The sequence below is a fragment of the Gammaproteobacteria bacterium genome, from assembly GCA_015709615.1.
Taxonomy (GTDB): domain Bacteria; phylum Pseudomonadota; class Gammaproteobacteria; order Burkholderiales; family Nitrosomonadaceae; genus Nitrosomonas.
The window spans coordinates 2,661,406-2,685,369 of sequence record CP054179.1 but is presented as its reverse complement, the minus strand read 5'-3'; the positions used below and the strand labels follow the sequence as shown (position 1 = coordinate 2,685,369).

Below are 23,964 nucleotides of genomic sequence, written 5' to 3'. Positions count from 1 at the left end.
AGTCTTTGATGAATAAAGCCAATTTTGATTCTAAAGACAGCAGAAATATTACAAAAGATACATTTATCGTTCGGCTATTGTCCGTTGTGTGTCTTGTTGGCGGATTCCAAGTCGCCACCCAGTATTTTGCCTATAAATTCAATTATCAAGAACAATTAGGCGCGCACTTTTTTTGCATCTATGAACCCTGGGCAATTCTGCTATGGGCAAATAAATGGTATGGCGAGTATTCGGGCATCTTCGATCTGGCGGCAGGTTTCGGCATTTTATTCTCCAGCATCGGTTTGATACTGGTATTGGTCATTAAAATGGTGCTGGCCAATTCATCCAGAACCAATCAAGGATTGCATGGTTCGGCCAGATGGGCAGATAAAAAGGACATTGTAGCTGCAGGATTGCTTGCAACAGGCAAGAATCACAAAAGTAACCAGAGCGACGCCGTTTATGTCGGCGGCTGGCGGGATAATTCCGGCAAAACCCACTATCTGAAACACAGTGGCCCGGAACATGTATTGTGTTATGCCCCAACCCGCTCTGGCAAGGGTGTCAGTCTCGTCATACCGACTCTGCTTTCCTGGACTCAGAGTGCAGTCATTACTGACCTCAAAGGTGAGTTATGGGCATTGACCGCCGGTTGGAGAAAGCATTATGCCAAGAACAAGGTACTACGTTTTGATCCGGCATCAACCAGTAGTGCGCACTGGAATCCGCTGGATGAAATCCAGATTGGCAGCGGGATGGAAGTGGCCGACGTTCAAAACCTGACTACCTTAATTGTTGATCCGGATGGTAAAGGATTACAAACCCACTGGCAGAAGACCAGCCAGGCATTGCTGGTAGGTGTCATTTTGCATGCTTTGTATAAATCAGAGCGAGAAGGAATCCCTGCCACATTCTCGACTGTCGATGCAATGCTCTCTGATCCTGATCGCGATATCAGGGAATTGTGGATGGAAATGGCCATGCAAGATTATCTGGACGGCAAAAGTCACTCGGTTATTGCAGCCAGTGCGCGCGACATGCTGGATCGCCCTGAAGAAGAAGCGGGTTCCGTGTTGTCGACAGCCAAATCGTATTTGTCTTTGTACCGCGATCCGATCGTGGCCAACAATATCAGCACATCGGATTTCACAATCCGCGACCTCATGCACCATGAGCATCCCGTCAGCTTATACATTGTGTCACACCCCAATGACAAATCGCGGTTGCGTCCTTTAATCCGCATTCTGATCAATATGATCATCAGAAAGCTGGCCGACAGAATCACGTTTAAAGACGGTCAACCCAGCGCACATTACAAACACAAGCTTTTGTTGATGCTGGATGAATTCCCAAGTTTAGGAAAACTTGAAATTTTTCAGGAATCCCTCGCATTTATCGCAGGCTATGGCATGAAAGCCTATCTGATCTGCCAGGACTTAAATCAGCTTAAAAGCCGTGAGACCGGCTACGGGCATGATGAAGCGATTACTTCCAATTGTCATATCCAGACCGCGTTTGCACCCAATCGGATTGAAACGGCGGAGCACTTATCCAAACTGACCGGGCAAACCACGGTTATCAAAGAACAGATCACCACCAGCGGCCGCAGGTCATCGATGATGCATGGACATGTCACCCGTACCTTACAGGAGACGCAGCGCGCGTTATTAACGCCGGATGAGTGTATGCGACTGCCCGGCCCGATGAAAGATGCTGACGGCAAGATTACCAAGCCAGGCGACATGATTATTTATGTGGCCGGTTTCCCCGCAATCTATGGCACACAGCCTTTGTACTTTCAGGATGAAACCTTTACCGCACGAGCGCAAGTCAATCCCCCAAGCTTCAGCGATAAATTAACCGGACTGTGAGATACCTCGCACGCTTGAGAATCAACTTCATGAAAAAAACAATCAAAATCCTGGTTGTATTTGTTCTAGCAGTGAGCGTTAGCCTATTTGTGCTGAGTATTGGTGCACGAATCAGCGGGATTTATATCAATTCAACGCCCAGCTTGCCAGTGGGTTTCTACAAAGTGGTTGATGAACCGATTTTAAGCGGCGCTTATGTTGCTTTCTGCCCACCACAGAATGTGGTTTTTGATATGGCCAAGGATCGATCCTACATCAACCGAGGGGATTGCCCTGGCGGTTATGGTTTGTTGCTCAAACGCGTCTTTGCACAATCCGGAGATGTGGTTTCCATCAATCAGGCTGGCATCTTTGTGAATAGTGAACATTTGCCCAACAGTGCTCAGCTCACAGCCGATGCTGATGGTCAACCCTTGCCACAATACCGGCTTCAAGCGGTACTGGATGATTCTGAATACCTACTGCTATCCGATTTAAACTCCCAATCCTTTGATGCGCGCTATTTCGGACTGATTGCGCGTGATCAGATTCAACAGGTTGTCCGTCCAGTTTTTACCTGGAGTCATTAATTAAAATTTAAAGGAGACAATGTTATGGATAGACCGCAGATTGATGCTGAAACCAACAATCCTGACATAACAGAAATCATTCAGGAAAAACTACTCGATGCAGAAATACCGGGCTTCCAGGCTGAATTTGATCCCTTAGAGGCTGAAAGGCTGGGCGCATTCACGGAAGATGCTTTGAGTGAACAAGATGCGCTGGATAGCGGCATTGATCATACAGCGGAGGTTGACGATGAAAGAGGCTAAGAAGGCTTTTCATGAACAAGTCGCCGAGAATCTGATTGAGCAACTTAAAAAAGGTGTTGCGCCTTGGCAAAAGCCCTGGAAACCCGGTGATCTGCTGGCCGTATTACCCATGAATCCAACAACGGGTAAGCGCTATCGAGGCATTAATAGCCTGAATCTGATGAGTCGTGCACATACCGATCCACGTTGGCTAACCTACAAGCAAGCGGTAAGTCTGGGGGCACAGGTGCGCAAAGGTGAAAAAAGCACGCTCGTGCAATACTGGAAATTCACCGATGAACGCATCAAAACCGATGACAACAATAATCCTGTACTAAATAGTGAAGGTAATCCTATTAAAGAACAGGTCAGACTGGAGCGTCCCAGGGTGTTTTATGCCGCCGTATTTAATGCGCAGCAGATGGATAATCTGCCAGAACTCGATATAAAAGCCCCTGACTGGGATCCACTGGAGCGGGCAGAACGCATATTACAAGCATCCCATGCCGTGATCCGCCATGGCGAGGCTGATCGTGCATTTTACCGGCCATCAACTGACAGTATCCACTTACCCCATAAGCACCAGTTTCCGACCCCCGATCGCTACTACGCAACCGCCCTGCATGAACTGGGCCACTGGACAGGTCATGAATTGCGCTTAAGTCGTGATCTATCGCATCCATTTGGAAGCGAAGACTATGCCAAAGAAGAATTACGTGCCGAGATTGCCAGCATGTTGCTCAGCGGTGAGCTGGGTATTGGTCATGATCCGGGGCAGCATGTGGCTTATGTAAATTCATGGATCAAAGCGCTGCAGGAGGATCCGACAGAGATATTTCGTGCTGCTGCTGATGCGGAAAAAATCCAGGATTATGTACTGGCATTGTCACAACAACAGGAAATTGCACAGAAAATTGATAAGCAGGAGGCAACCAAAATGGATCAAATCAAGCAAAACACCACAGCTTATTTACTGAATCTCTCACCTGATCTGGCCACCATCGCATCTCGCAATATCAAACTGTTGAATGAGTTGACACAGGATATGTCAAAAAAGGATCAGGATGCCATCATTCTGGTTGCCGATGCACTCAAATTTTCGAGGGGCGGCGGCATTGATAACCTGGAGTTTGAAGAGGTGGCAAAAGACAAACTGGGTTTTAGCATTCCTGCTAGCTGGAATGGACAATTACAGATTCAGGGTAACATCATTCAAACCGATGAAAATGGTATTAAGTCTATAGTATCCGCTGATTCAATAAACATGGAGCCACAATTTTGGGGCGTGACTATGCAGCGTGATGATCAGACCTTTCAATGGGTGAGAGACTGTGAATCCAAACAAGAAGCGCAAGATTTAACGGATCTGCTCGCACTTATAGATGTCGCTGCAGAACAAAATGAACATGAAAAGGCCATTAAGCTTGCCAACATCCATGAAAACCGCATTCGAAATGATCCAATTAGCACTGGAGTATCGATATCAGGAGCCAAGACCGAGCAAGATGATGACAATGCTCGTCAATATTTGATTGTTCCTTATACGGAAAAGGATTTGGCGAAATCTGCTGGCGCTCGTTGGGACAAGAAGGCCCATGCCTGGTATGTAGGGTCAGAAGCAGATATTCAAACATTACAACGTTGGCTGCCGGAGAATGTTTCCAGACAGCAGGAACCGGCTATCGATCCTCACGTGGAATTTGCTGAATTGCTGCGCGCTCAAGGTTGCCGGGTTGATGGCAATCATCCGGTGATGGATGGCGGCACACACAGAATTAAAGTTGAAGGTGACAAGCCGGGTGAGAAATCAGGTTTTTATGTGGCGCATCTGGATGGTCATCCTGCCGGATATTTCAAGAACAATCGAACCGGTATTGAAATTCGCTGGAAGGCTAAGGGGTATTCGTTAACGGATGAGCAGAAAGCCGAGCTGATCGCCCAAGCTGCTATCAAGCAGCAGAACAGAAAAGCCGAACAACATGCACAGCAAATTAAAGTTGCTGATGCAATTCAGCAATTGCTGACTATCGCACCTGCTGCCGATTCCGAACATCCTTATCTGAAAGAGAAGCATGCCCGGCCAGGCGATTTAAGAATCGTGCCGCAGAATGTGCATGATTTGCCAACCGATTCAATCATCAAAATTGGTCAGAACTGGCAGGAAGTCAGGCTACTACGTGAGGAAAATCCAGACAGTATTGTACTGACTGCCGGTGATTTATTGCTGGCTGTACAAGATATTCATGGTCAGATCTGGAGTGCGCAAACGATACAACCCAGTGGTGCAAAGCTTTTTGCAGCGGGTAGCAAGAAAGAGAATAACTTTCATGTGGCGGGTAATGCAGGTCAGGGATTGGATGCAGCAATTAACAAATTACCTGCCATTGTAATTGCTGAAGGTTATGCCACCGCAGATACATTATCTCAGGGGCTGAATTATCCTGTCATAGCTGCATTTGATTCAGGTAACTTGCCCAAAGTTGCGCAGGATTTACATCATAAATACCCGCACAAGCCAATCGTTATCGCAGGCGACGATGATTATCATCTGGAATCCACCCTTGGCAAAAATCCCGGCAAGGAAAAAGCGTTGGAAGCAGCGACATTGGTAAATGGGGCTGTGGTATTTCCGATTTTTGCGCCGGGTGAACGGAACTCAAGGAAATTAAATGATTTTAATGATCTCGCCAATAAAAGCGCGTTGGGTATTGAGGCAGTCAAACGACAAGTTGGATCGGTTGTTGAAAAAATATCTCAGCAGGCTAAGCAGGACAGCTTATTGAAGTTACAAGTCCCTATTGAACCTAAGCAGCAGGAAATCAAGCAAAAACGTGCATTGACCAGGTAATCTTTTAAGGAGACCATAAGATGCGCGATAATATGCTGAAGATTCCAGGAAACCCATTCGATTCTGATGAAGGTGATCTTTATGAAAAAATTGAGACTCGTCCCGGTACTACAGACAAGCAAAAGAAAGCAGGAAGAGGTGCCTATACAGAACTGCTTGAAGCTCATGCTCGATGGGCAGGTGGCACCTTATTGGGTTGTGATTTCCCAAAAGACTTCAAAGAAAAAGGAGGAACCACTTTCCTGAATCAGCGCATCAAGTCAGGCCATGATCTGGCAATAATGACGCAAATATTACGCGATCCGCGTTATGAGACACTGAGAATCTTCTATACCCGTATGAATCGCATCATTCATCATACGGCTGTGAGTTCCAGATTGCCGGGTGCAGTCTATTTGGAAAAGATTGGGCATGCCAAACATGATCTGGGTGTTTTAGTAGGAAAGACTAGACGACATGTTAAAGCAGATGGTTACTGGTTATTGCATAATCATCCATCGGGTAGTGCTACGCCATCGAGTCAGGATGTCAGACTCACAGAGATACTGGCATCAACTGTTCCGAGTTTCAAAGGCCATGTGGTAATCAATACCAGTCAATACAGTGTCATTGATAAAGACGGTCATGTCGATTTTGTGGCTTGGATGGGTGATCAGGCAGGAGGTTATCAGAATAATCATTATAAAAGTCATGAGCTGCTTTTGGAGAAAATAGCCTCACCGGAGGATCTGGCAAAGATAGGTCATGCTTTAAAAAAGCGAGATCAGTTTTTTAACTTCATAGGGCTTAGTGCAACAGGTTTTGTATTGTCGTTAAGTGAGTTACCCCTGTCTGTATTGGAGCGTCCTCAAAATCTGCTTCTGGCACGACTACAAAATTTTGCACGCAATTCTGGCGTCAATACGGTATTTGCCATCACGAACACCAATGATTACAGACACCCGGTATTATCCAAAGCCTGTGAAGCTGGCATCTTAAAAGATGTGCTAACCGTAGAGGGCTCTGATTATCGTTCATTGCGGGAAGAAGGATTATTTGCGTCAATGCCCGGTGAAATAAGCGCCATTCTTAGAAAGCCCAGATCCTTTGTGAAGGAAGATGGCGGATTAACCAAGTTAAGGGGCAAAGGACGCAATAGGTAGCGGACTGGATGACTATTTGTGGCGGTATTGAATTCAATTAGAAAAGCTTTAGTTGTGTTTGCTGTGCAAAAACTGAAAGTGATATTTCTAGATCCCCTTTTTTTCTAATTGTGGTGATTTCCGCACTTATGGTTTTATCTCCAATAAAAAATTGCGGTGTTTCGCTCTTCCATGAGTCAAGTACAATTGGTGCTGTAACTTTTAATAAAATTTCCTTAGTTGCCGCATGTTCTCTTTTATCAGTCCATTTATTTATTCTAGTTTCGGAACGACGATAAGGTGCATAATTAGAGACACTCTGAAATTCGTTTAGAGGCAGTGAATTTTGAGAAGAATCTAAATTGTATTTTGTAGAAGGCAATGGATTTGTGGTTTTTACGAGAACAACACCATCCTTAAATCCACCAACTTTATTTAGTTTTCTTTCCTTTGCTTTTGTGACTTCGGACATGTCTGCTTTTAAACTATTTAATATCCCATCTATAACTTCTTGGACATCTGATAATTCTTCGATTATTGAGTCATGATCTTTCGCATCTAAAACTTCAAGAGATTCTTCTACCAGTTTTTCACATAAAGCTCTTAATAGGTCATCACCTATTAAACGTTCAGCTTTTACAAGTTCTCCACCCGATTCAATTTTTTGAGGGATCTTGTCTCTAACTAACTTATTAAATACCTGCTGCTCATTATCACCTTTAAATGTAGTACCTGCTTCTACATTTGCGCCCGTTTGAAGAAGTTGATAATAAGCATGAGAAAGAGTAGCCCCTTCTAGAAAAATAACAGCATCAATTTTTTTAACTAGCCCACCAATTTTTTGTAATGCATTTCTATCACGTAACAATATTTCATCTTGAGGTTTTACAAGCACTCTTCTAATACTCTTGTCATTCGAATCTACAAGTGCTTCTAGTTTTGCAATATCTTCAAAATTTTTAATTTCAAATATTTTATCAAAATGCGTTTTATTTCTATGACCATGACTTCTTTGTATTTTTTTTAAGTCATATTCTTCATGATACCAAGGTAAAACCGAAGCTGTAGAAAATTCCTTTGGGACACCAACAAACCACATGATGCTTAGTGGCTTATCTTCTTGAGTCGATATCAGTCTAGAATCACAAGCTATTTTTCGGATCCATTTTTTATATCTAATGCTGCTTTTCCAATCATACGGTTTGGAAATTGCTTGATTTATCCATGTACCATTTTCATTTGGGGCAACACAATTACGTTTAAAGTTCTTCTTCTCTGTGAGAACGTAATTGTCGATTGATGTACTAGCCTTATCGATATCTGAATATAGTGTGTCAACAATATAATTATCATGTGAGTTGTAATACAATCCTTCGGGAATACCCCATAAAGCTTCAATTTGGACTTTCCTTTCCCCTGGTGCAGAGAAAGCAAAAGCTGATGCTTCAGCAGGAATAAAGTTATGAAAAATGAAAGCTAATTCTATAGGCCCTGAAACTTGACTCAAAAGAATTTTAGATTTACTTATTAACCATTCTTTTGCATCTTCAATATTTCTGACTTCATGTGTGCGAGGAAGAAGCTGTTTATTTGATAGTTCATCACTAACAATATCGGTTCTTATAACCAATGAGGATCTTACCAATTCACCAATATCGTGTAATAACTCTTCTTGGAAATTTCCATTAGAAATTTCTTTTATTACTCCCTGATTATCTAGAACATATAAACTGGTTATCGGAAGATCAAGTTCCATATAAGTAAAAACATTGTTAATCTTATGATACTTCCTACCATGTTCTTTCGATATTTTAGAAAGTATTTTGGGCACGAAGGAAAAATGTGATTGATTATTTTTTTTACAGTGTTTTACAGGATCAAAATTTCCTAATAAACTTTCAACATCAGCCTGAACCAAATATATGATTTTGCCATCCCATACCCATTCAAAATGCAATCGACATTGATGTGCAGTTCCCCATGATGCTGCTTTCTTTAAAACATTTTGTAGAGATATTTTGATATTACAATCTAGGGGTTTTAGCGCAGACTCAAAATTATTTTCTTTACTTCGCCAATTGCGCAAATTAATTTGAAATGGCTCTTTTTCATTTTCTATTTCACCTAACCAATCTCTTGATTCTTTGGAGCATCTTCGTTCATTTGATAGATGACCTTTGGCAGAAACCAACGAGTATTTCTGAATAATAAGATTTATTTGTTCGTTTCTTAGCGTTTCATCTGAGATGATCTGTACTAGCCAACTTATTAGGTCATCAGCTAGTTTATTGGATCTTGCTATTTTTGTATGGAATTTTCCTCGATTCTGGATAGATTCGTTTATCCCGGAAGATCTCAAAGTTAGATGCGTTTCATTATCTAATCCAGTCTTTTTAAGTGCAAAAGTTAGTTCGAGAAACCATTCTGCAATTAGCAAATGAAGTTGTGAGTGATCCATCTTGCTTGCAGATGCTACAAGCTCTCCAGAGACTACAAAAAATGGGAGTGTCCATAAAGATGGAATACAAGCAAGACCGAAAGCTTTTTCACCTACTAATTCAGTTGAAACTTGATCGGGTAATAATTCAATAATTTCATCTTTATGTACCAATAGAATATTATTGATAGGAGTTAATCCATTAATAATATTTTTTGACATCACTTTTATGTACTTTATTTTTTATGATGTAAGCTTGTAGGACCAAAAAGAACCATTGCAATTTCATACATTTTTCCGATTGCTTGGTCAGCAAAATAACCAACTAAGAATCCAATGCCTATAGCCGATGCTGCTGAATGACTAAATTTAATGGTATCTGACCCAATATAACTTGCGCTAATTAATGTACCGACAGCAAAAGATATGCTTATAGACATAAAAGGTGATAACAATCTCCAAATTTGTCTGTCCAGGTGCCAATATCCACGCGCAACTACCCGGTACATGTACTTTATCGAAAAGGTTGTTCCCCCTAATAGTCCCGCAAAACAATAGTAGCTGTAAATACGAAAAATTTTTGGATCTAATATTTCTGGATTAAAAAGAAAGTTTTCGAGATATCTATTCCACGTTAAAAGTATTCCGAGAAGTGACATAAGAAGCAGAATAAATAGATAGATAGACTCGAACCTTATAATTTGCATCGCATCTTTAGGATATTTGCTTTGCCATTCATATTGTTGCCTTCCATCAGTGGGCTCAGCCGTGCTCGCATTGGGATCATGTGCTTCATGGCTATTGTTACTCATCGGATTTATTCCAGAAACTAGCTTAGGCCTTGCAGCTCTAGTGCTGTTCGTTGGGTTTTTTCAAGGAGGGGAAAATTCTTGTAGTCGCTAATAAGCTCATTTCCTGTTTTCCTTGCCAATATTTTTCTAAAGAATTGAGAAACTGGTCTATCAACTATGTGCAAATACCCATTAATTTTGCTAAGAGTTGGTGGTGTTTCACTATAAAAAAGGTAGTCTCGGCCACATGATTTATTGGTAATTTCACTTGCGATACATTTTTGCCACGGTAACCTAGTCTCTTTTAAATCTTCTAATAGAGATTCAACAAATGGGACGAAATGAAAATGAGCATGATCAACGCCGCATCCTGTTGGAGAGCCGCTATATGATGCACCATGCTCAAACATTACTGGCCGACCAAATTTTTCTTCAATATATTTATAAATTTTTAGTGCTAATCTTACAAATTCATCATCTTCGTACAGTTCTGACATGTCATATATATGTTTTCTTGGAACAATCATTACCCATCCATCTATAAAAGCCCCAATTGAAGGAATTACCATGTAATTGGGCGTTTCATGAATTGGTTTATCGACAATTCCGTTTATATGTCTGCTTTTTACGATTGAGCACAACCTGCATAAATCAGTTGTTGTACTTTTCATTTTTGAACTCACTAATAAAAAATGGTCAGTTAAGCTTAATAATTTACACTGGAATGAAATTATTTGTTTGATTCATAAATTTTGATGACTTAGCATCAAAATCTCTTATTGAAATTCCACTGTGATAATAGTTCGTATCAAACTTTGGCAAAGTTTTCAGGTTAGTTAATAGTAGCTCTCTTCCAATAAATGAATTCCCACCAATTGGATGGGTTGAGTATGTACTATCAATTATGCAGCCGTTAACTTGTTTTCCAGACAGATACATATCACGAATAATTTTTGAATCATCATACGATAAAACCCAAGGAATATCGCAAAAATTATGTAAATATTCATATAATGCAGCGTGTTCATTTTCATCAAATACATATCTATAAAGTCTATCCGCCTTGTTGTAGTAGGGGGGGTCAAAATAAAGAAAACATGAGGAAGTAATGCTTTGACAGATAAAATTCCTCCAAGGTTTATTTTCAATAAAATTTACCCTATCTGCATAACTAGACAATTTTTCTATCCGTGCAGCCAATTTTTCTCGATTGAATCTACATCCAATTGTCCAGCGATCCTGTTTTCTTCCTCCAATAGGACCTGCATGCTTATGTAATAAACCAGAAAAAGAGGTTCTGTTGAGATAGAGGCATTGGAATGCCTGTTCTCTAAGTGTTTGAGGAGTTTTTGATTTTTGATAATCCCAGTATTCAAGTGTCAAAGGAGCGGTCATTACTTGCTCGCAAAGCCATTTGCTATCGGAGGTAGAAAAAACAGCTTTCCATAGAGATGCGATCATTGGATCTAAGTCATTTAGACTAATTGTTTCAACTGCATCAGCTTCCAGTAGGTTTAGAGAAATTGAAGCTCCACCACAGAATGGTTCAATAAATGTTTTCGGTTGCAGTTTGTTCAGCTTAAAAATAGACACGAGTATTTTAGCATGTCGGCCTTTTCCACCCGGGTATCTCAATAAACTGCCAGAAAGGGATCTAATTTTGAGAGGTTCTGATGCCACGCTATTTCACCAATTTTCTATGCATTGAACAGTAACTATATAAAGTATCCAGTTTTTTTAACACAACCCATGCACGACTAGTGTTCAGAAAAGATCGCTCTGATTATGAATACATCAAGTCGAGCGCATCTGCATCCAACGACAAAGATGGTTTGTACCACAATAAATGCATGCGTTCACTATTCACTTGACCATAATCGCACCAGTTTATAGATGTTGAGCTTTTATTTAGCAATCGCACTGAAAACAAAAGCACTACAGTTGCACAACACACTTTCTATTACTAGAGCAGATTATGCCGCACAAGATCAAGTATCCGTGCCCCATATAGCTTCTTGCTTTAACGATACAACAATCCAGAGCCACGCAATATTTTAATAAAATTCTATAAGAATCTTGTTTTAATCGGTTCTACACCAATTGCAAGAACAGTAGCACTAAATACCAGCTCATCGCATATTTAAAATAATAGGGGCTGTAGTAGATCAGGTTAAATCTGGGTCCAAAGTTTGTGTATTTATAGTTGCTGTTTAGGTGTTCCATAATTAAATCTAAATTCACATTCTTTGAGAAACAGAGGAAATGATCCTTTAGGAATACCATTGTATTTTCTTAAGACGCATTTTGCCTGATTCCAAAAGTTTTCAATGCCGTTGATGTGATTCTTACCTTGAGCAAATAGCGTGGAATGATTGATCCGTTCATGGTAAAAATGATTCACGTCGAGAGCATTATAACTGCGGTAACAGTCTGTATAAACTATGCTGTCAGGTGCTATTTTTCTAGTAATGGGCGGCTCAACGTTTCTGTCTTGGTATCTCCAACAACCTTCGTATAGACCTTATCACCGCGTTTCAATATGCCAAACACAGCAACCTTATGGAGATTATCTCGTAACGGAAGCCATCGGATGAAGTCGAAAGTAACAAGCGGGCGTTAATGATAAATGTTCCATCGATTGCCTTGGCATCGGTCGCGTTATCGTATGTAACGGGTTCAATGCGCAGTTCGTCAATGGAGATCGTCATGATTATTCGCTTCCGTTGACAGGGCTTGCAGTGCTAGTTCAGCAATGGAAAAATCCGAATCTGCGTTTTGGCGATCATCATCTTCCAAAAACCATGAAGCCGATAAGCCAGCATATGCCAATGTCCACTGCAATAAGCGCCGTCGTTCCAAATTAGCAGCTTGCGCAATCACGTAAGATTGGCGAATAAATCTGATGGGATCAGTGACCGATGGTAATTCCGGATTGCACAGAAGATTCGCATAATCATAGCCGCGCTCACCGATTATGCGCTTCGGGTCGATGGCAAGCCAACCGCGCGAACCAAAATCTAATACGTTTTCATGATGTATGTCACCATGCAGCACTACAATGTCGTGCGGTGAGGCCAACAACTCGCGGGCGGCAGCTAAACTTTCAAGAAGCACGCCCCCTTCGCGCTGTGCAGCCGACTCTAACGCCTCAAACCAAATATTTAATGGGATAAGCTCTGGCGGCGGCATAGATCGGGGTTGGTGTAGTTTGGCGATTACATTGCAAGCAATGCGGCTAGCCTCATCATCTTGACCATTGCATGCCATCTGCATGAGAGAATTAGCTCCTTGAGCCCGTTCCATCAGTAGTGCATCACCTTCGTAAGCATACACTCGCGCTGCGCCATCGCCATTCCACCATTGCATGACTAAACCGCCAAATTTTTCTTCGGTATCCATGACAATTTTCAGCATGGCAGGATTGCCATTTATGTGCCCATCCATACGCACTGGCAATAAATAGCTGCCGCGCGTGACAATGGGGTCGCCATCGGGAAGGAGATTCCATCGTCTTAAATAAGGTTCAAACATAAAATCATTTCAGCAGAGCTTATTATTTTTCTGAGCGTATGACACTTCTACCTTTTCGCATGGCGTGATTGGGTGCTTGTTAGTGCAAATAATCAACTTGTTTCAGATTTTCAGAAATAAACAACCTCCCTGGCAAGACCACGGGGTATTAGAAAAGCGCAAGCTGACGCAGTTCTTCTTTTGGCATACCTTGGTTCTTTACATACCGCTCAACTACATTCCAATCCGCTCTTCCCCCTACAGTTGCGATAATAGCCATCCGTCCAAAACTCTCCATTCCACAGGTCTTCCGGCCTCTTCTTAAACAATTCTCGCGCTGTAATGCTCTTGAACACCCTTACAATCTGACCCGGTGCAATCTTCGGATGCGCTGTACAAAGTATATGACATGGTCTTTGCGCAACCTATCTGCTCAAACTCAATGTCGTAGCGCTCTTCTATCTCTTTCGTAGTCATCATAATGATTCTTACAACCGCTTCGTCTAACAGCCCTCGTCTGTATTTCACAGGAAATGCAATGTGATAATGTATCTACCACGCATAGTGGCTCGCCTTTTCTACGACATCTCGCATCCCAACATTCTAAAACCTAATTAGATCCCCGTGGCAAAACCACAGGGAATCACAAGATGAAAAAATGAAAATTCTCGTTATTATATCAATGATTATTTGTAGCTTAATTGGCTGCGTGACATATGACACTTCTAATCAGTTAGAACAAAATGATAAATGTGCCTTAGCGGGAAGAGCATTCATGCACTCTTGCATGAGTAGGAGATAACTTTAATAAATTTCAGATAAATTAAAAACATGAGATATTGAACAGATTAATAGGTTATTCTGGAATCACTAGCAACAAAATAGAAGCTTGTCAGGCTGCTAACCCTCTCCCCTCCTAGATGTATATAAAATCTGAAGATTAAAGCAACCAATAGCGGTTTTATATTATTTGGCCCAAATGCTCTGATAAATGACCCTAGGGCCACTAATAATTTTTTATTAGCCTCCTCATAATGTCTTCTACACAAACCATTAGAGGAGCACCACAAAATGCAATTTACTCAAATCAGAAATGCCACACTTAAAATTAATTATGGTGGTAAGAAAATATTAATTGATCCTTGGTTAGCGGAAAAAGGAGCCTTGCCGGGGTTTGGCGGGACGATCAATGAACATATTCGCAACCCAACGTCAGAATTACCTATGCCAATCAATGAAATAATTGATGTGGATGCGGTTATCTTAACGCATGATCATCCAGATCATTGGGATGATGCGGCTAAAAAGGCAATTCCTAAAGACATGTTGATTTTTACCCAACATGAAAAAGATGCAAAAGCCGTAAAATCTGCCGGATTTAACAATGTTCAGATACTAAATGAAGTCAATGATTATGAGGGTATTACGCTGATTAAAACATTGGGACAACATGGAAGGCCGAAGGTAGTAGAGGATATGAAAGAATTGCTGGGAGAAGTGAGCGGTATCATTCTCAAACATCCCGACGAAAAAACATTTTATATCGCTGGAGATACGGTCTGGTGTGAAGAAGTCGAGAATACCTTGAGCAAATATCATCCTGATGTGGTTGTATTAAATAGTTGTGATGCACAAGTTATTGGTAATGAATCTATTATTATGGGCAAGGAAGATATTTATGAGGTCTACAAAGCCGCTCCTGAAGCAACTATTATTGCAAGCCACATGGAAGCAGTGAATCATGCCACTTTAACCAGAAAAGAGCTGGGTGAATTTCTCAGAGCAAAGGAAATGACGCAACGAGTATTAGTACCCCATGATGGTGAATCATATACGTTCTGAGGTCAAAATAATGCATCTACCTTACTGATGCATTATTTTCTTCATATATTGTCTGATTATTTACAAGCTTTCATCATAAATACTATTTGAACGGTAAAAAAGTTTACCCTGCGAGGTTTTAATATGACAGTCCCATTAGTTGCGGTTGTTGCTTTTAATCATTTCAGCCCTTTTCACTTATCGGTACCATGTATTATTTTTGGTGATCTCCTGCACGATCAAAAATTATTTGAACTGAAGATCTATGCAGAGGAATCGGGCCAGATACGTTCAAATGAGGGGCTGAGTGTTCAATCGTCACTTAGTGTGGAGGAATTGGCGAAAGCAGACATTATTATTGTTCCTTCTTGGCGAGATCCTGCTGAAAAGCCAAACCAGGTAATGCTGGATGCAATGGTTGAGGCACATGCTCGAGGTAATCAAGTTGTAGGGCTGTGTTTGGGCACTTATGTGCTTGCGTATGCAGGTTTACTGAAAAACCATAAGGCGGCTACGCATTGGGAGTTTGAGCAGGATTTCATAAATCGTTTTCCTGATGTAGAACTCGACTGTAATGCGCTATATGTTGATGATGATCGTTTGATTACTTCGGCAGGGACAGCAGCCGGTCTCGACTGTTGTTTATATCTAGTTCGCCAGCGTTACGGCAGTGCAATTGCTAATAAATTGGCTAGACGTATGGTGATTCCTCCATATAGAGAAGGTGGTCAGGCACAATTTATTGAACGTCCTGTGCCTGTTTCAACACAGGATGCCAGAATCAACAAGCTTCTAGATTATTTAAGAAATAATTTAAATAAAATACATGGGTTGGATGAACTTGCTCAATATTGCATGATGAGCCGACGTACCTTCACCCGACAATTTTACAAAGCAACTGGAATGACAGTTGGAGATTGGCTATTAATAGAGCGCCTTCAGCGAAGTCAGGAATTATTAGAATCTACCTCTTTAGCAATAGATACTATTGCAGAGCAAGTAGGATTTCATTCTACTGTTTCCCTGCGTCAACATTTCAAACATAGATTTAATGTAACTCCAAGTGAATGGCGAAAAACTTTTCAAGGTAAATATCCACGCTTAGCATCCGCCGAGATAGCCTAAGAATCTTTGTTATTTTTTTATTAATTTTTACTGCGGAGAACTATACATGGCAGAGTATGTAGATGAAGTCGTTATTCCTTATGATCGTGATTTGGGGCCGGTACTTTTCGATTATTATGGTGTAGACACTGCGCGACGTATTTCAGAGCAATCACCACGCGACGTGCTTGAAATTGCAGCTGGCACAGGTATTGTCACCCGTCATTTACGTGACATGTTACCTAAAGAGACTCACTTGACTGCGGTGGACATTAGCGATTCCATGATGGAACTAGCCCGCACAAAATTTCTTTCCAATGAACAGATCATCTTCCAAAATGCCGACGCTACCGCGTTACCATTCGAAGACGAGGCGTTCGATGCTGTAGTCTGCCAATTCGGTATTATGTTTTTCGATAAAGAACTAGCATTTCGTGAGACGTATCGAATGCTGAAGCCTGGAGGCAATTACTTGTTCCGTGTCTGGGATTCTGAAAAGTACAATCCATTCGCGAGCTTGAGCTTTGAGGTATTCAAACAATTTTTTCCTTCAGATCCTCCCCACTTTTTATTTGAACCAGTTTCGTGTCACCAAATCGATCCCATCAAAGAAAAACTGATAAATGTTGGTTTTGATAATATAGAAATCTCAGTTCAGCGCCATTCATACGACATTTTAGATGTGACTGCTTTTGCACGTGCATTAGTGTTTTCGCCAGTTATTTTTGAAATAAGAGATCGTGGCGGTGTTGATCCGGAGGATATAGTTAAGGTGTTAGCAGAGGCATTTAAAAAAGAATATGGTTCAAATCCAATGCGCTATCCGATGCAAGCCATATTGTTTGAAACGGAAAGACTTTAAGTATTGCGGGCAGATGTTATTTAAAATCGAAAATTAATATCTAGCATATCGAATGAATTATTTTGGGTCTTAGGAAGTTAAGCACATACTAAAGTGTGCTAACTTACTGAGATGGCTTCCCTTTATAAAGTAGCATACGAAATATCATACCCACCGGCGAACCGATCTCAAATATCTGGCATAGTCATCGCCAAATTTAGCCAATAGGGCATTTTCTTCCGAAATAATCTGAAATCGATTTAAATACACAACAAACAGCGGTAACAACAAAACAGACAAGACATTTGCTAAAAATACGCCCCATGCCGCAAGCATCAACAAAAATCCGACATACATGGGATTTCGGCTCAATCTATAGACACCGGTGGTGACTATAGAAGTGGCTAATCCAGGAGTCAATGGATTTGCTGTTGTTTTTGCTGAAATAAATTCAACGGCAGCGACAATGATCAATGCAAAACCTATTAACCATAATGCCCCTGCCACCCACTCCTTGCCCGGAATTTGAATCACCGCCCATGGATTCATCGATGAAACAAACCACATGACTACTGCAAACAAAAGAACCAACATAGCCGGCGGAATTTTAAGTTCAAGACAATACATAGCTTACTAGAATGAAGCAATATCCTTAGAAGATTCTGAATGGGAATCAAGTGATGTTTTCGCTAAAAATAACCAGCAATGATTCCGATAAGCTTGGTAAGCACAACAAGAATTGTGCATCAATTGTGAACCGCTACTATCTCTAAACTGAGTAGTCAAAGTCCCAAGTGGAGCGACACCACATGCTATAAAAATGCAACCTCCTACCGCTCCTTTATTCCAGTGCGACACAGAAAATGATAGTAGAAGAAATAGGAAAAACATAACTAACTGATAATTCCAGAATATGCCACTCCAAAGTACCCAGAAACCAACAATCGACAAGAGAAAACTTCCAGCCAAGACAAGTAAGATAACCACTATCTTTTTCCAATGATTACGATGTCCAGATTCTTTCTTCATTCTAACGAAAGAGGCACGATGATGACAGAGAAGAATGTCAATCCCGGAGATGGTATAGACTCATAGATCCTCAATATATTTACTTATATCTCACCAATATGAGCGTTACCATCATTTATTTCTGAATTTATGTTCAATACTCATCAAACTCCATGATGCTCTAGATTTCAAGCATTTTGTGCATTCAGATCTGAGAATTTGTGCTGATGTATCGAACCATCAGGGAAACCGGTTCTGCTACTATAGCAATCAAAGAACAGGCTGACACTTTTCTCCACGTTGCTTTTCGAGCCACATCCAGTTCGATGATCGGACAGGACTAAAGCGCGAGATACTCAGTGAAAGCCTATGATGGTATTTGTTTCGAGTTTAATCCAGTTTGATCTATATTTATTGTTTTGATAGTTCGTTGTTCCCTGTAACTGGTTTTGCCTTGCTACTTGTTAACAAGTTGGGTGGCGGACCTATCGGCTCAAAATCTTTCAGCAAGGGAATGTCATCCTTATAAACCCAGCGGATATCCGTGTCGAAAGTACCTTGCGGCCCCCAACTACCAGTGAATTTCTTGCCATCCGGGGTAAAAGTCCAACACATGTCCTCACCGTCAGTATTTATGGAATCACCGAGATTGATCGGCTCTTGCCATTCACCATTTGCTTTTTGATGTGAAATCCACATATCATGCCCACCACGGGAACCCAGATCAGTCCGCATACTGGTGACGACTAAACTTTTTCCATCTTTTGACAGCCCAGTCCAGTGCATGTGATCACGCTGCGGAGAGTTAATTTTCGATCCCAGGCTTACCGGTTTTTGCCATATCCCATTTTTCTTCTCAACTTTCCAGATATCACTCTCTTGTGTTACCCCTGGCTGGCTATAGTTGAAATAAATCAGGCTGTCAGAAGCAATAATCGGACAGTGTTCCTCACCGGTCGGCGTATTGATGCTGGGGAGTTCCGGAACATCATTCCAGTTCCTGGCCGATTGCCATACGCCATCTACTTTCTGAACGACGTATAAATCACCCGACAATAAATTACCGGGTTCATATCTTGTAAAATAGATGACATTTCCATCATCGGAAAAACTCGGTTCCAGTTCCCAAGCTGCCGTATTAATATTTGGCCCGACAGCAGGATCAATATCAGATCCTAAGTGAATAGGCGGTTGCCAGACACCATCTACATTGTGAGACATCCATATATCGAAGTTGTACGGGTTACCGGATGATTCTAGGCTACCTTCACGGGTCGACACAAAAATTGCAGTTTTGCCGTCTGCGCTATAGGTAATCTCGATTTCTGAACCAGGCGAATTGATCGGCTCACCCATGCTTTTTGAGATGCGTGGCAACTCCGAGGCACTCCCGTGGCCGGCTCCATGCATACCTGGCATTGCATAAGAAACACCATGCACTAACAGCAATACAAGCGATGTGCAGCCAAGTTTTGCAGTAATCAGTTTACTTTTCATCATAATTGCTCCCTCTTAAAATAATAGCCCCAAATTTAATGTGACGATCCCGAAAATCTTTCCAATCACCGCTAAGCACATAACTCTTCTTTATGTCAGTCAAAGATCAATTAGCGCTTTCTTGATTGCTTAGTTAATTTAAATTGTTGCGTTTCTGATTTGCTTAAATTGCATTCTTATATACTCCTCTATCAGTATTTGATGGAGTTTATTATGAGTAAACTGCTGGAAAATGGCAGTGACCCACGGGACATTTCTCACAACATTTGGGCCAAAAAAATATTGAATCGAACGACAACTTTCCAAACGAATTGATCAAGGTAATTGTTGTGAGGCACTGATAATTGTGACAAGGGGGTGTAATATCTTTGCGTATAAATTCAGCATAACTTGTTAGCTATACTTTTTCATATGCGCCGGTATTCAATACCAAAATCATAAAACTTACTTCCTCCAGTTTGAGAACAAATTATCATCAAAACATATTGTTATAATTAAACTATCTGACAAGTGTAAATAGCGCAACCTCCTTTTGGTTCATCAAATACAACGCAGCTTATCGTCCACCTTGCGGAAAGAGAAGGAAAAATGAGACTACTAACTAAAAAATGCATTCCAAACCACTTTGACAATCAAGCCAATTGCAACACTAATTGCTAAAATGGCAAAACTTTGCTGCAATCTATGTCCTGCAAAACGATGAGCGAATAATCTGCCAACCAATATTCCTGCGATAGTTCCACCACAAAAGGGAAAAGCAATCGACCATATCAGAGCACCAATCAGTATTGCTGAAACAACACCAGTCAGAGAAACCAATGCAATAATGGTGAGTGATGTGGCCAATATGGATTGCATGTTCAGATTAGTGACTTTCTTGAGTGTAGGAACGATTACAAATCCACCACCTACGCCTAGTAAGCCTGACAGAAAACCTGCCATCGTGCCTGACAATGTTAATGCTCTAAAGCAAGGGATGTTCCAAACCAAACGTTCGCCGATTTCATCCAGTCGGCAAGGTGGATCAGCCATTATTCTCACGTCTTTGTTATTTTCATCCAGGCTTTGGTGAAACATGCGAATAGCAACATAAATTAACACACAGGCAAACAACAAGGTCAGCGGTGCGTTTGGCAACTGTTGTGCAGCCCATATGCCTATGGGGGCAGTCAGCGCACCTGTCGCTGCGATCAGCATAGCTGCCCGGTATCTGACAATTTTTTGCCTGAATGCCAACAATGCCCCGATTGCAGCTGACAAGCCGACCGCAAGTAAACCAATGGGAGCAGCTTCTGCAACCGTAAGATGCAAGCTGAACATGAGCAGCGGCACCGCAATGATGGCACCGCCAGCCCCTGTTAGTGCAAGAACGATGCCTGTGAATGAGCCCAGTAGAATGCTGATTAAGTCTGGTTCCATTTTACTTAACTTACACCTGTTGAACGAGTGAGCCATTCGCGGCCTTTCAACATGCCGTTCCAGTATAACCAAGGAAATAATCTGGCTTTTAGAAACCACGCAAATCGCCTTGCCACGGTCGGATTAAGTGGAAAAGTGGGCAGCAATTTACCGCCAAAACCAAATTCGGCTAATATCACCTTGCCATCCCCTACCGTAAGAGGACAAGCACCATAACCATCATAAATATTAGGAAATTCTCTCCCTTCTTTGGCTGCCAGGAGATTTTCTGCCACTATGACAATTTGCTTTCTGGCTGCGGCGGCTGTTTTGGCATTAGGCGAAGAGCAGGCATCTCCTAAGGAAAAGATGTTGGAGTAACGCGGGTGCTGCAACGTTTTGGGATTGACCTCACAAAATCCGGCAGCATCGGCCAAAGAGCTTTTTGTGATGAAGTCTGGCGCAACCTGAGGCGGTACCACGTGCAGCATATCAAACGGCTTTTCCATGCGTGTAACATTTCCTTCGCTATCCTTGATGTCGAAGACGGCTATTTTGTTGGTGCCATCAACTTTTACCAGATTGGAATTAAATGCCAGTTTTGCATGATAACGTTTCACATACTCCATCAGTGGCGGGACAAAATCAGCTACACCAAACAATACTGCACCGGCCGTATTGAATTCGACTTCGATATTGTCCAGCAAATGATGGCGCAACCAATAATCAGAAGATAGATACATGGCTTTTTGAGGAGCACCGGCACATTTGATCGGCATGGAAGGCTGCGTAAACAAGGCCTTGCCGCTTTTGAGATTCTTCGTCAGTGACCAAGTATAAGGCGCCAAATCAAAATGATAGTTGGAGGTGACGCCATTTTTGCCGAGTGTTTCTTGTAAACCATCGATTTTTTCCCAAGCCAAACGTATACCTGGACAAACGATCAATTGCCTATAGCCAATTGAACGGCCATCTGCCAGATTAACTAGATTGTTGTCCGGTTCAAATCCAATCGCTGCTGTTTGTACCCATTCTGCATTCGGTGGAATGACATCTGCCATGTTCCGCACCGTTTGTGCCATGTCATAAGCGCCACCACCAACCAGTGTCCAGGCGGGCTGATAATAATGTTTATCACAGGGTTCGATGATGGCAATGCGAAGAGCAGGCCTGCGGTGCATGAGACTAGCAGTCACTCCGATTCCTGCTGCGCCACCACCTATCACAACAATGTCAAACGCATTACCCCAATTACAAGCAGCTGCCACTGAAAGTGACTTGTCTTGGGATGCGTGTGGAATGTGAATTGTTTCAAGTGCTTCACCTGTCCAACTGCAAGCGGCTCTGACAAATTCATCCTCATATTCGGGCTCTTGTTTTTGCCTGATCAGTCCATACAATGCCCTGGCCCGATTGCCAGTATTACAGAAAGCAAGAATTGGTCCGGGCAATTCAGTTAGTAGTTTGTTGAATGATTCAATCTTTTCGGTGGAGACTGGGCCAATTTCGATGGGTAAATAAATAAAATTGATTCCAAATGGGCGCGCTGCTTTTTCTAGTTCCAGGCTAGAGGGCTGGATATCGCCTTCTTCATGATCAGGACGATTGCAAATAATGGATTTATATCCCGCTGCTGCTATTTCTGCCAAATCATTTACACTAATTTGGCGAGTAACAAACAATTTCTCATCCAATTTTGTCGTAACTATGCTCATTTTTTTCTCCTTCCAAATCATCCCAAGCAAATTTAAATAACACCCATATCTATGAATGCTAATGATGGCCGCATGCGCATCCAGGTGCGTGTCCGCGATTTGTTTGATCGAGTTTTGGCTGAAGCGAGCGCATTGCCAGATCACGGCCACGTGCCATGTTGCCATGCATCGCAGGGGCAAAAAGAATCACTTTTTCTGTCATGTTTCCGCATGCCGAACAATCCGGGTTGGATGCGTTAATTGAATGACGTACTTCAAATTGGAGCTTGCACTGTGTACACAAGTAATCATAAGTTGGCATTTGGAATCCTTATTTATTACATGAATGGCATTTTTCAGAAACACTAAGATATGACCACTTGAGATGCCAAGTGGTCACGCTTTTAGGTTTTTTCTCTTAAATTTAGCTCCAACGAGGCGGTTGTTTTTCTTTAACGCCGAATTGAGCAGAAGTGACATCGGTCCTGGCCCGTTTTTCAGTGTCTCGTGTCGGTGCTCTCAGTCGGCGCGTTTCAACTTCCCAGATCCAGCCGCTGATGACTACATCCTTGGGAATGAGAGGGTGATTTTTAAATGCTTCGATGGTCTTCATGCAGGTTACATCTACGTCATCCATCATTCCGATCCACTTGGCAAATGCACCTTTCTCTAACTTCTGCTCTGGCAGAGTTGGATCCAACGCGATATTATCCGGATCAATTCCCTTGTCACGAAAAGCCTTTTCCAGATCAGTCGCATTTGCAGACAGCATGCCGCATTGCGTGTGCTGCACAATAACAATTTCTGTGGTGCCAAAAAAATTACAAGTCAGCATCGCCGAGCGAATTGCATCGTCGGTGACGATTCCTCCAGCATTACGGAAACAATGTGCATCTCCATGACCTGCCGGGGTATCCACATGGATACCGAGCGCCTCATCTATCGGCAGGCGTTCGTCCATACAAGCAAGTACCCACAACTTCCGGTTATTATGCCCACCCGCTCCATGACGGCGACGTTGTGCCCAGTGATCATATGAGGCTAAGCGTGTATCCAGTTCCTCTTTGAGAGTTTTCAATTTTGAGTCTCCTCGGTAATAGGTTGAAATTTAAAACTCCCTAAAACGATCTACTTTCTCAGTAGAACCTTAAGGGTTTCCTAGGGTATATAACCCGTGCACCTAGTTATTTCGAGATGCAATAAAGTTAATAGCAAATACCATGCCATCAAGATAAAAATAATATTTATTA

Annotated in this window: 20 protein-coding genes and 1 pseudogene; 8 read left to right on the top strand and 13 right to left on the bottom strand. The window is 41.9% G+C overall.

The features are described 5' to 3' along the window. The first annotated feature begins 8 nt into the window (after window positions 1-8). The 5 genes from HRU77_12765 to HRU77_12745 are packed head-to-tail and all read left to right on the top strand — an operon-like array spanning window position 9 to window position 6,634. Window positions 9-1,853 (top strand): type IV secretory system conjugative DNA transfer family protein, encoded by a 1,845-nt coding sequence (locus HRU77_12765; protein QOJ21471.1) that lies wholly within the window; start codon window positions 9-11, stop codon window positions 1,851-1,853. Between the two features lie 29 nt (window positions 1,854-1,882). Beyond that, complete coding sequence (traF, locus tag HRU77_12760) at window positions 1,883-2,422, top strand: conjugative transfer signal peptidase TraF (protein QOJ21470.1); 540 nt, start codon at window positions 1,883-1,885, stop codon at window positions 2,420-2,422. A gap of 24 nt (window positions 2,423-2,446) precedes the next feature. Further along, the gene (locus HRU77_12755; protein ID QOJ21469.1) at window positions 2,447-2,665 is read left to right on the top strand and encodes a conjugal transfer protein TraD; all 219 of its coding nucleotides are present in this window, start codon (window positions 2,447-2,449) and stop codon (window positions 2,663-2,665) included. Further along, window positions 2,652-5,492 (top strand): DUF1738 domain-containing protein, encoded by a 2,841-nt coding sequence (locus tag HRU77_12750; protein QOJ21468.1) that lies wholly within the window; start codon window positions 2,652-2,654, stop codon window positions 5,490-5,492. The genes HRU77_12755 and HRU77_12750 overlap by 14 nt, the downstream gene beginning before the upstream one ends. Before the next feature lie 20 nt (window positions 5,493-5,512). Beyond that, entirely contained in the window at window positions 5,513-6,634 is a 1,122-nt protein-coding gene (locus tag HRU77_12745) for a DNA repair protein RadC (GenBank protein ID QOJ21467.1), read from the top strand. A 37-nt stretch (window positions 6,635-6,671) separates the two neighbouring features. Here HRU77_12745 and HRU77_12740 read toward each other — a convergent pair whose 3' ends face one another. The 7 genes and pseudogenes from HRU77_12740 to HRU77_12710 form a co-directional block, all read right to left on the bottom strand. Continuing rightward, on the bottom strand, window positions 6,672-9,272 hold the full coding sequence (locus tag HRU77_12740) for a nucleoside triphosphate pyrophosphohydrolase (protein ID QOJ21466.1): 2,601 nt from the start codon (window positions 9,270-9,272) through the stop codon (window positions 6,672-6,674). 14 nt (window positions 9,273-9,286) lie between these two features. Beyond that, on the bottom strand, window positions 9,287-9,862 hold the full coding sequence (locus HRU77_12735; protein ID QOJ21465.1) for a hypothetical protein: 576 nt from the start codon (window positions 9,860-9,862) through the stop codon (window positions 9,287-9,289). 17 nt (window positions 9,863-9,879) lie between these two features. Next, a complete protein-coding gene (locus HRU77_12730) occupies window positions 9,880-10,512 on the bottom strand; it encodes a hypothetical protein (GenBank protein ID QOJ21464.1) in 633 nt (210 codons plus the stop codon). A 43-nt stretch (window positions 10,513-10,555) separates the two neighbouring features. Continuing rightward, entirely contained in the window at window positions 10,556-11,521 is a 966-nt protein-coding gene (locus tag HRU77_12725; protein QOJ21463.1) for a DNA adenine methylase, read from the bottom strand. A 517-nt stretch (window positions 11,522-12,038) separates the two neighbouring features. Further along, a pseudogene (locus tag HRU77_12720) lies at window positions 12,039-12,400 on the bottom strand (IS1595 family transposase). A 132-nt stretch (window positions 12,401-12,532) separates the two neighbouring features. After that, window positions 12,533-13,372 carry a 3'-kinase gene (locus tag HRU77_12715; protein QOJ21462.1) on the bottom strand — a complete coding sequence of 280 codons (840 nt, stop codon included), beginning with the start codon at window positions 13,370-13,372 and terminating at the stop codon, window positions 12,533-12,535. A 209-nt stretch (window positions 13,373-13,581) separates the two neighbouring features. Continuing rightward, the gene (locus tag HRU77_12710) at window positions 13,582-13,755 is read right to left on the bottom strand and encodes a transposase (GenBank protein QOJ22178.1); all 174 of its coding nucleotides are present in this window, start codon (window positions 13,753-13,755) and stop codon (window positions 13,582-13,584) included. Window positions 13,756-14,422: 667 nt separating this feature from the next. On the opposite strand from HRU77_12710, the gene HRU77_12705 reads away from it, so the two are divergent. The 3 genes from HRU77_12705 (at window position 14,423) to HRU77_12695 (ending at window position 17,138) form a co-directional block, all read left to right on the top strand. Continuing rightward, on the top strand, window positions 14,423-15,193 hold the full coding sequence (locus HRU77_12705; GenBank protein QOJ21461.1) for an MBL fold metallo-hydrolase: 771 nt from the start codon (window positions 14,423-14,425) through the stop codon (window positions 15,191-15,193). A 123-nt stretch (window positions 15,194-15,316) separates the two neighbouring features. Then, on the top strand, window positions 15,317-16,297 hold the full coding sequence (locus HRU77_12700; protein ID QOJ21460.1) for a helix-turn-helix domain-containing protein: 981 nt from the start codon (window positions 15,317-15,319) through the stop codon (window positions 16,295-16,297). Between the two features lie 46 nt (window positions 16,298-16,343). Continuing rightward, window positions 16,344-17,138, top strand: a complete 795-nt coding sequence (locus tag HRU77_12695) for a methyltransferase domain-containing protein (GenBank protein QOJ21459.1) — start codon at window positions 16,344-16,346, stop codon at window positions 17,136-17,138. 144 nt (window positions 17,139-17,282) lie between these two features. On the opposite strand, the gene HRU77_12690 is transcribed toward HRU77_12695, so the two are convergent. The 6 genes from HRU77_12690 to HRU77_12665 form a co-directional block, all read right to left on the bottom strand. After that, window positions 17,283-17,684 carry an isoprenylcysteine carboxylmethyltransferase family protein gene (locus HRU77_12690; protein QOJ21458.1) on the bottom strand — a complete coding sequence of 134 codons (402 nt, stop codon included), beginning with the start codon at window positions 17,682-17,684 and terminating at the stop codon, window positions 17,283-17,285. A gap of 852 nt (window positions 17,685-18,536) precedes the next feature. Further along, window positions 18,537-19,622: a PD40 domain-containing protein gene (locus tag HRU77_12685; protein QOJ22177.1), complete on the bottom strand. Its 1,086-nt coding sequence runs from the start codon at window positions 19,620-19,622 to the stop codon at window positions 18,537-18,539. Window positions 19,623-20,219: 597 nt separating this feature from the next. After that, on the bottom strand, window positions 20,220-21,041 hold the full coding sequence (locus HRU77_12680; protein QOJ21457.1) for a sulfite exporter TauE/SafE family protein: 822 nt from the start codon (window positions 21,039-21,041) through the stop codon (window positions 20,220-20,222). 5 nt (window positions 21,042-21,046) lie between these two features. After that, window positions 21,047-22,735 (bottom strand): TIGR01244 family phosphatase, encoded by a 1,689-nt coding sequence (locus HRU77_12675; GenBank protein ID QOJ21456.1) that lies wholly within the window; start codon window positions 22,733-22,735, stop codon window positions 21,047-21,049. 58 nt (window positions 22,736-22,793) lie between these two features. Further along, entirely contained in the window at window positions 22,794-23,036 is a 243-nt protein-coding gene (locus HRU77_12670) for a zinc ribbon domain-containing protein (protein ID QOJ21455.1), read from the bottom strand. A 102-nt stretch (window positions 23,037-23,138) separates the two neighbouring features. Beyond that, window positions 23,139-23,792 (bottom strand): carbonic anhydrase, encoded by a 654-nt coding sequence (locus HRU77_12665; GenBank protein QOJ21454.1) that lies wholly within the window; start codon window positions 23,790-23,792, stop codon window positions 23,139-23,141. Window positions 23,793-23,964 lie beyond the last annotated feature (172 nt).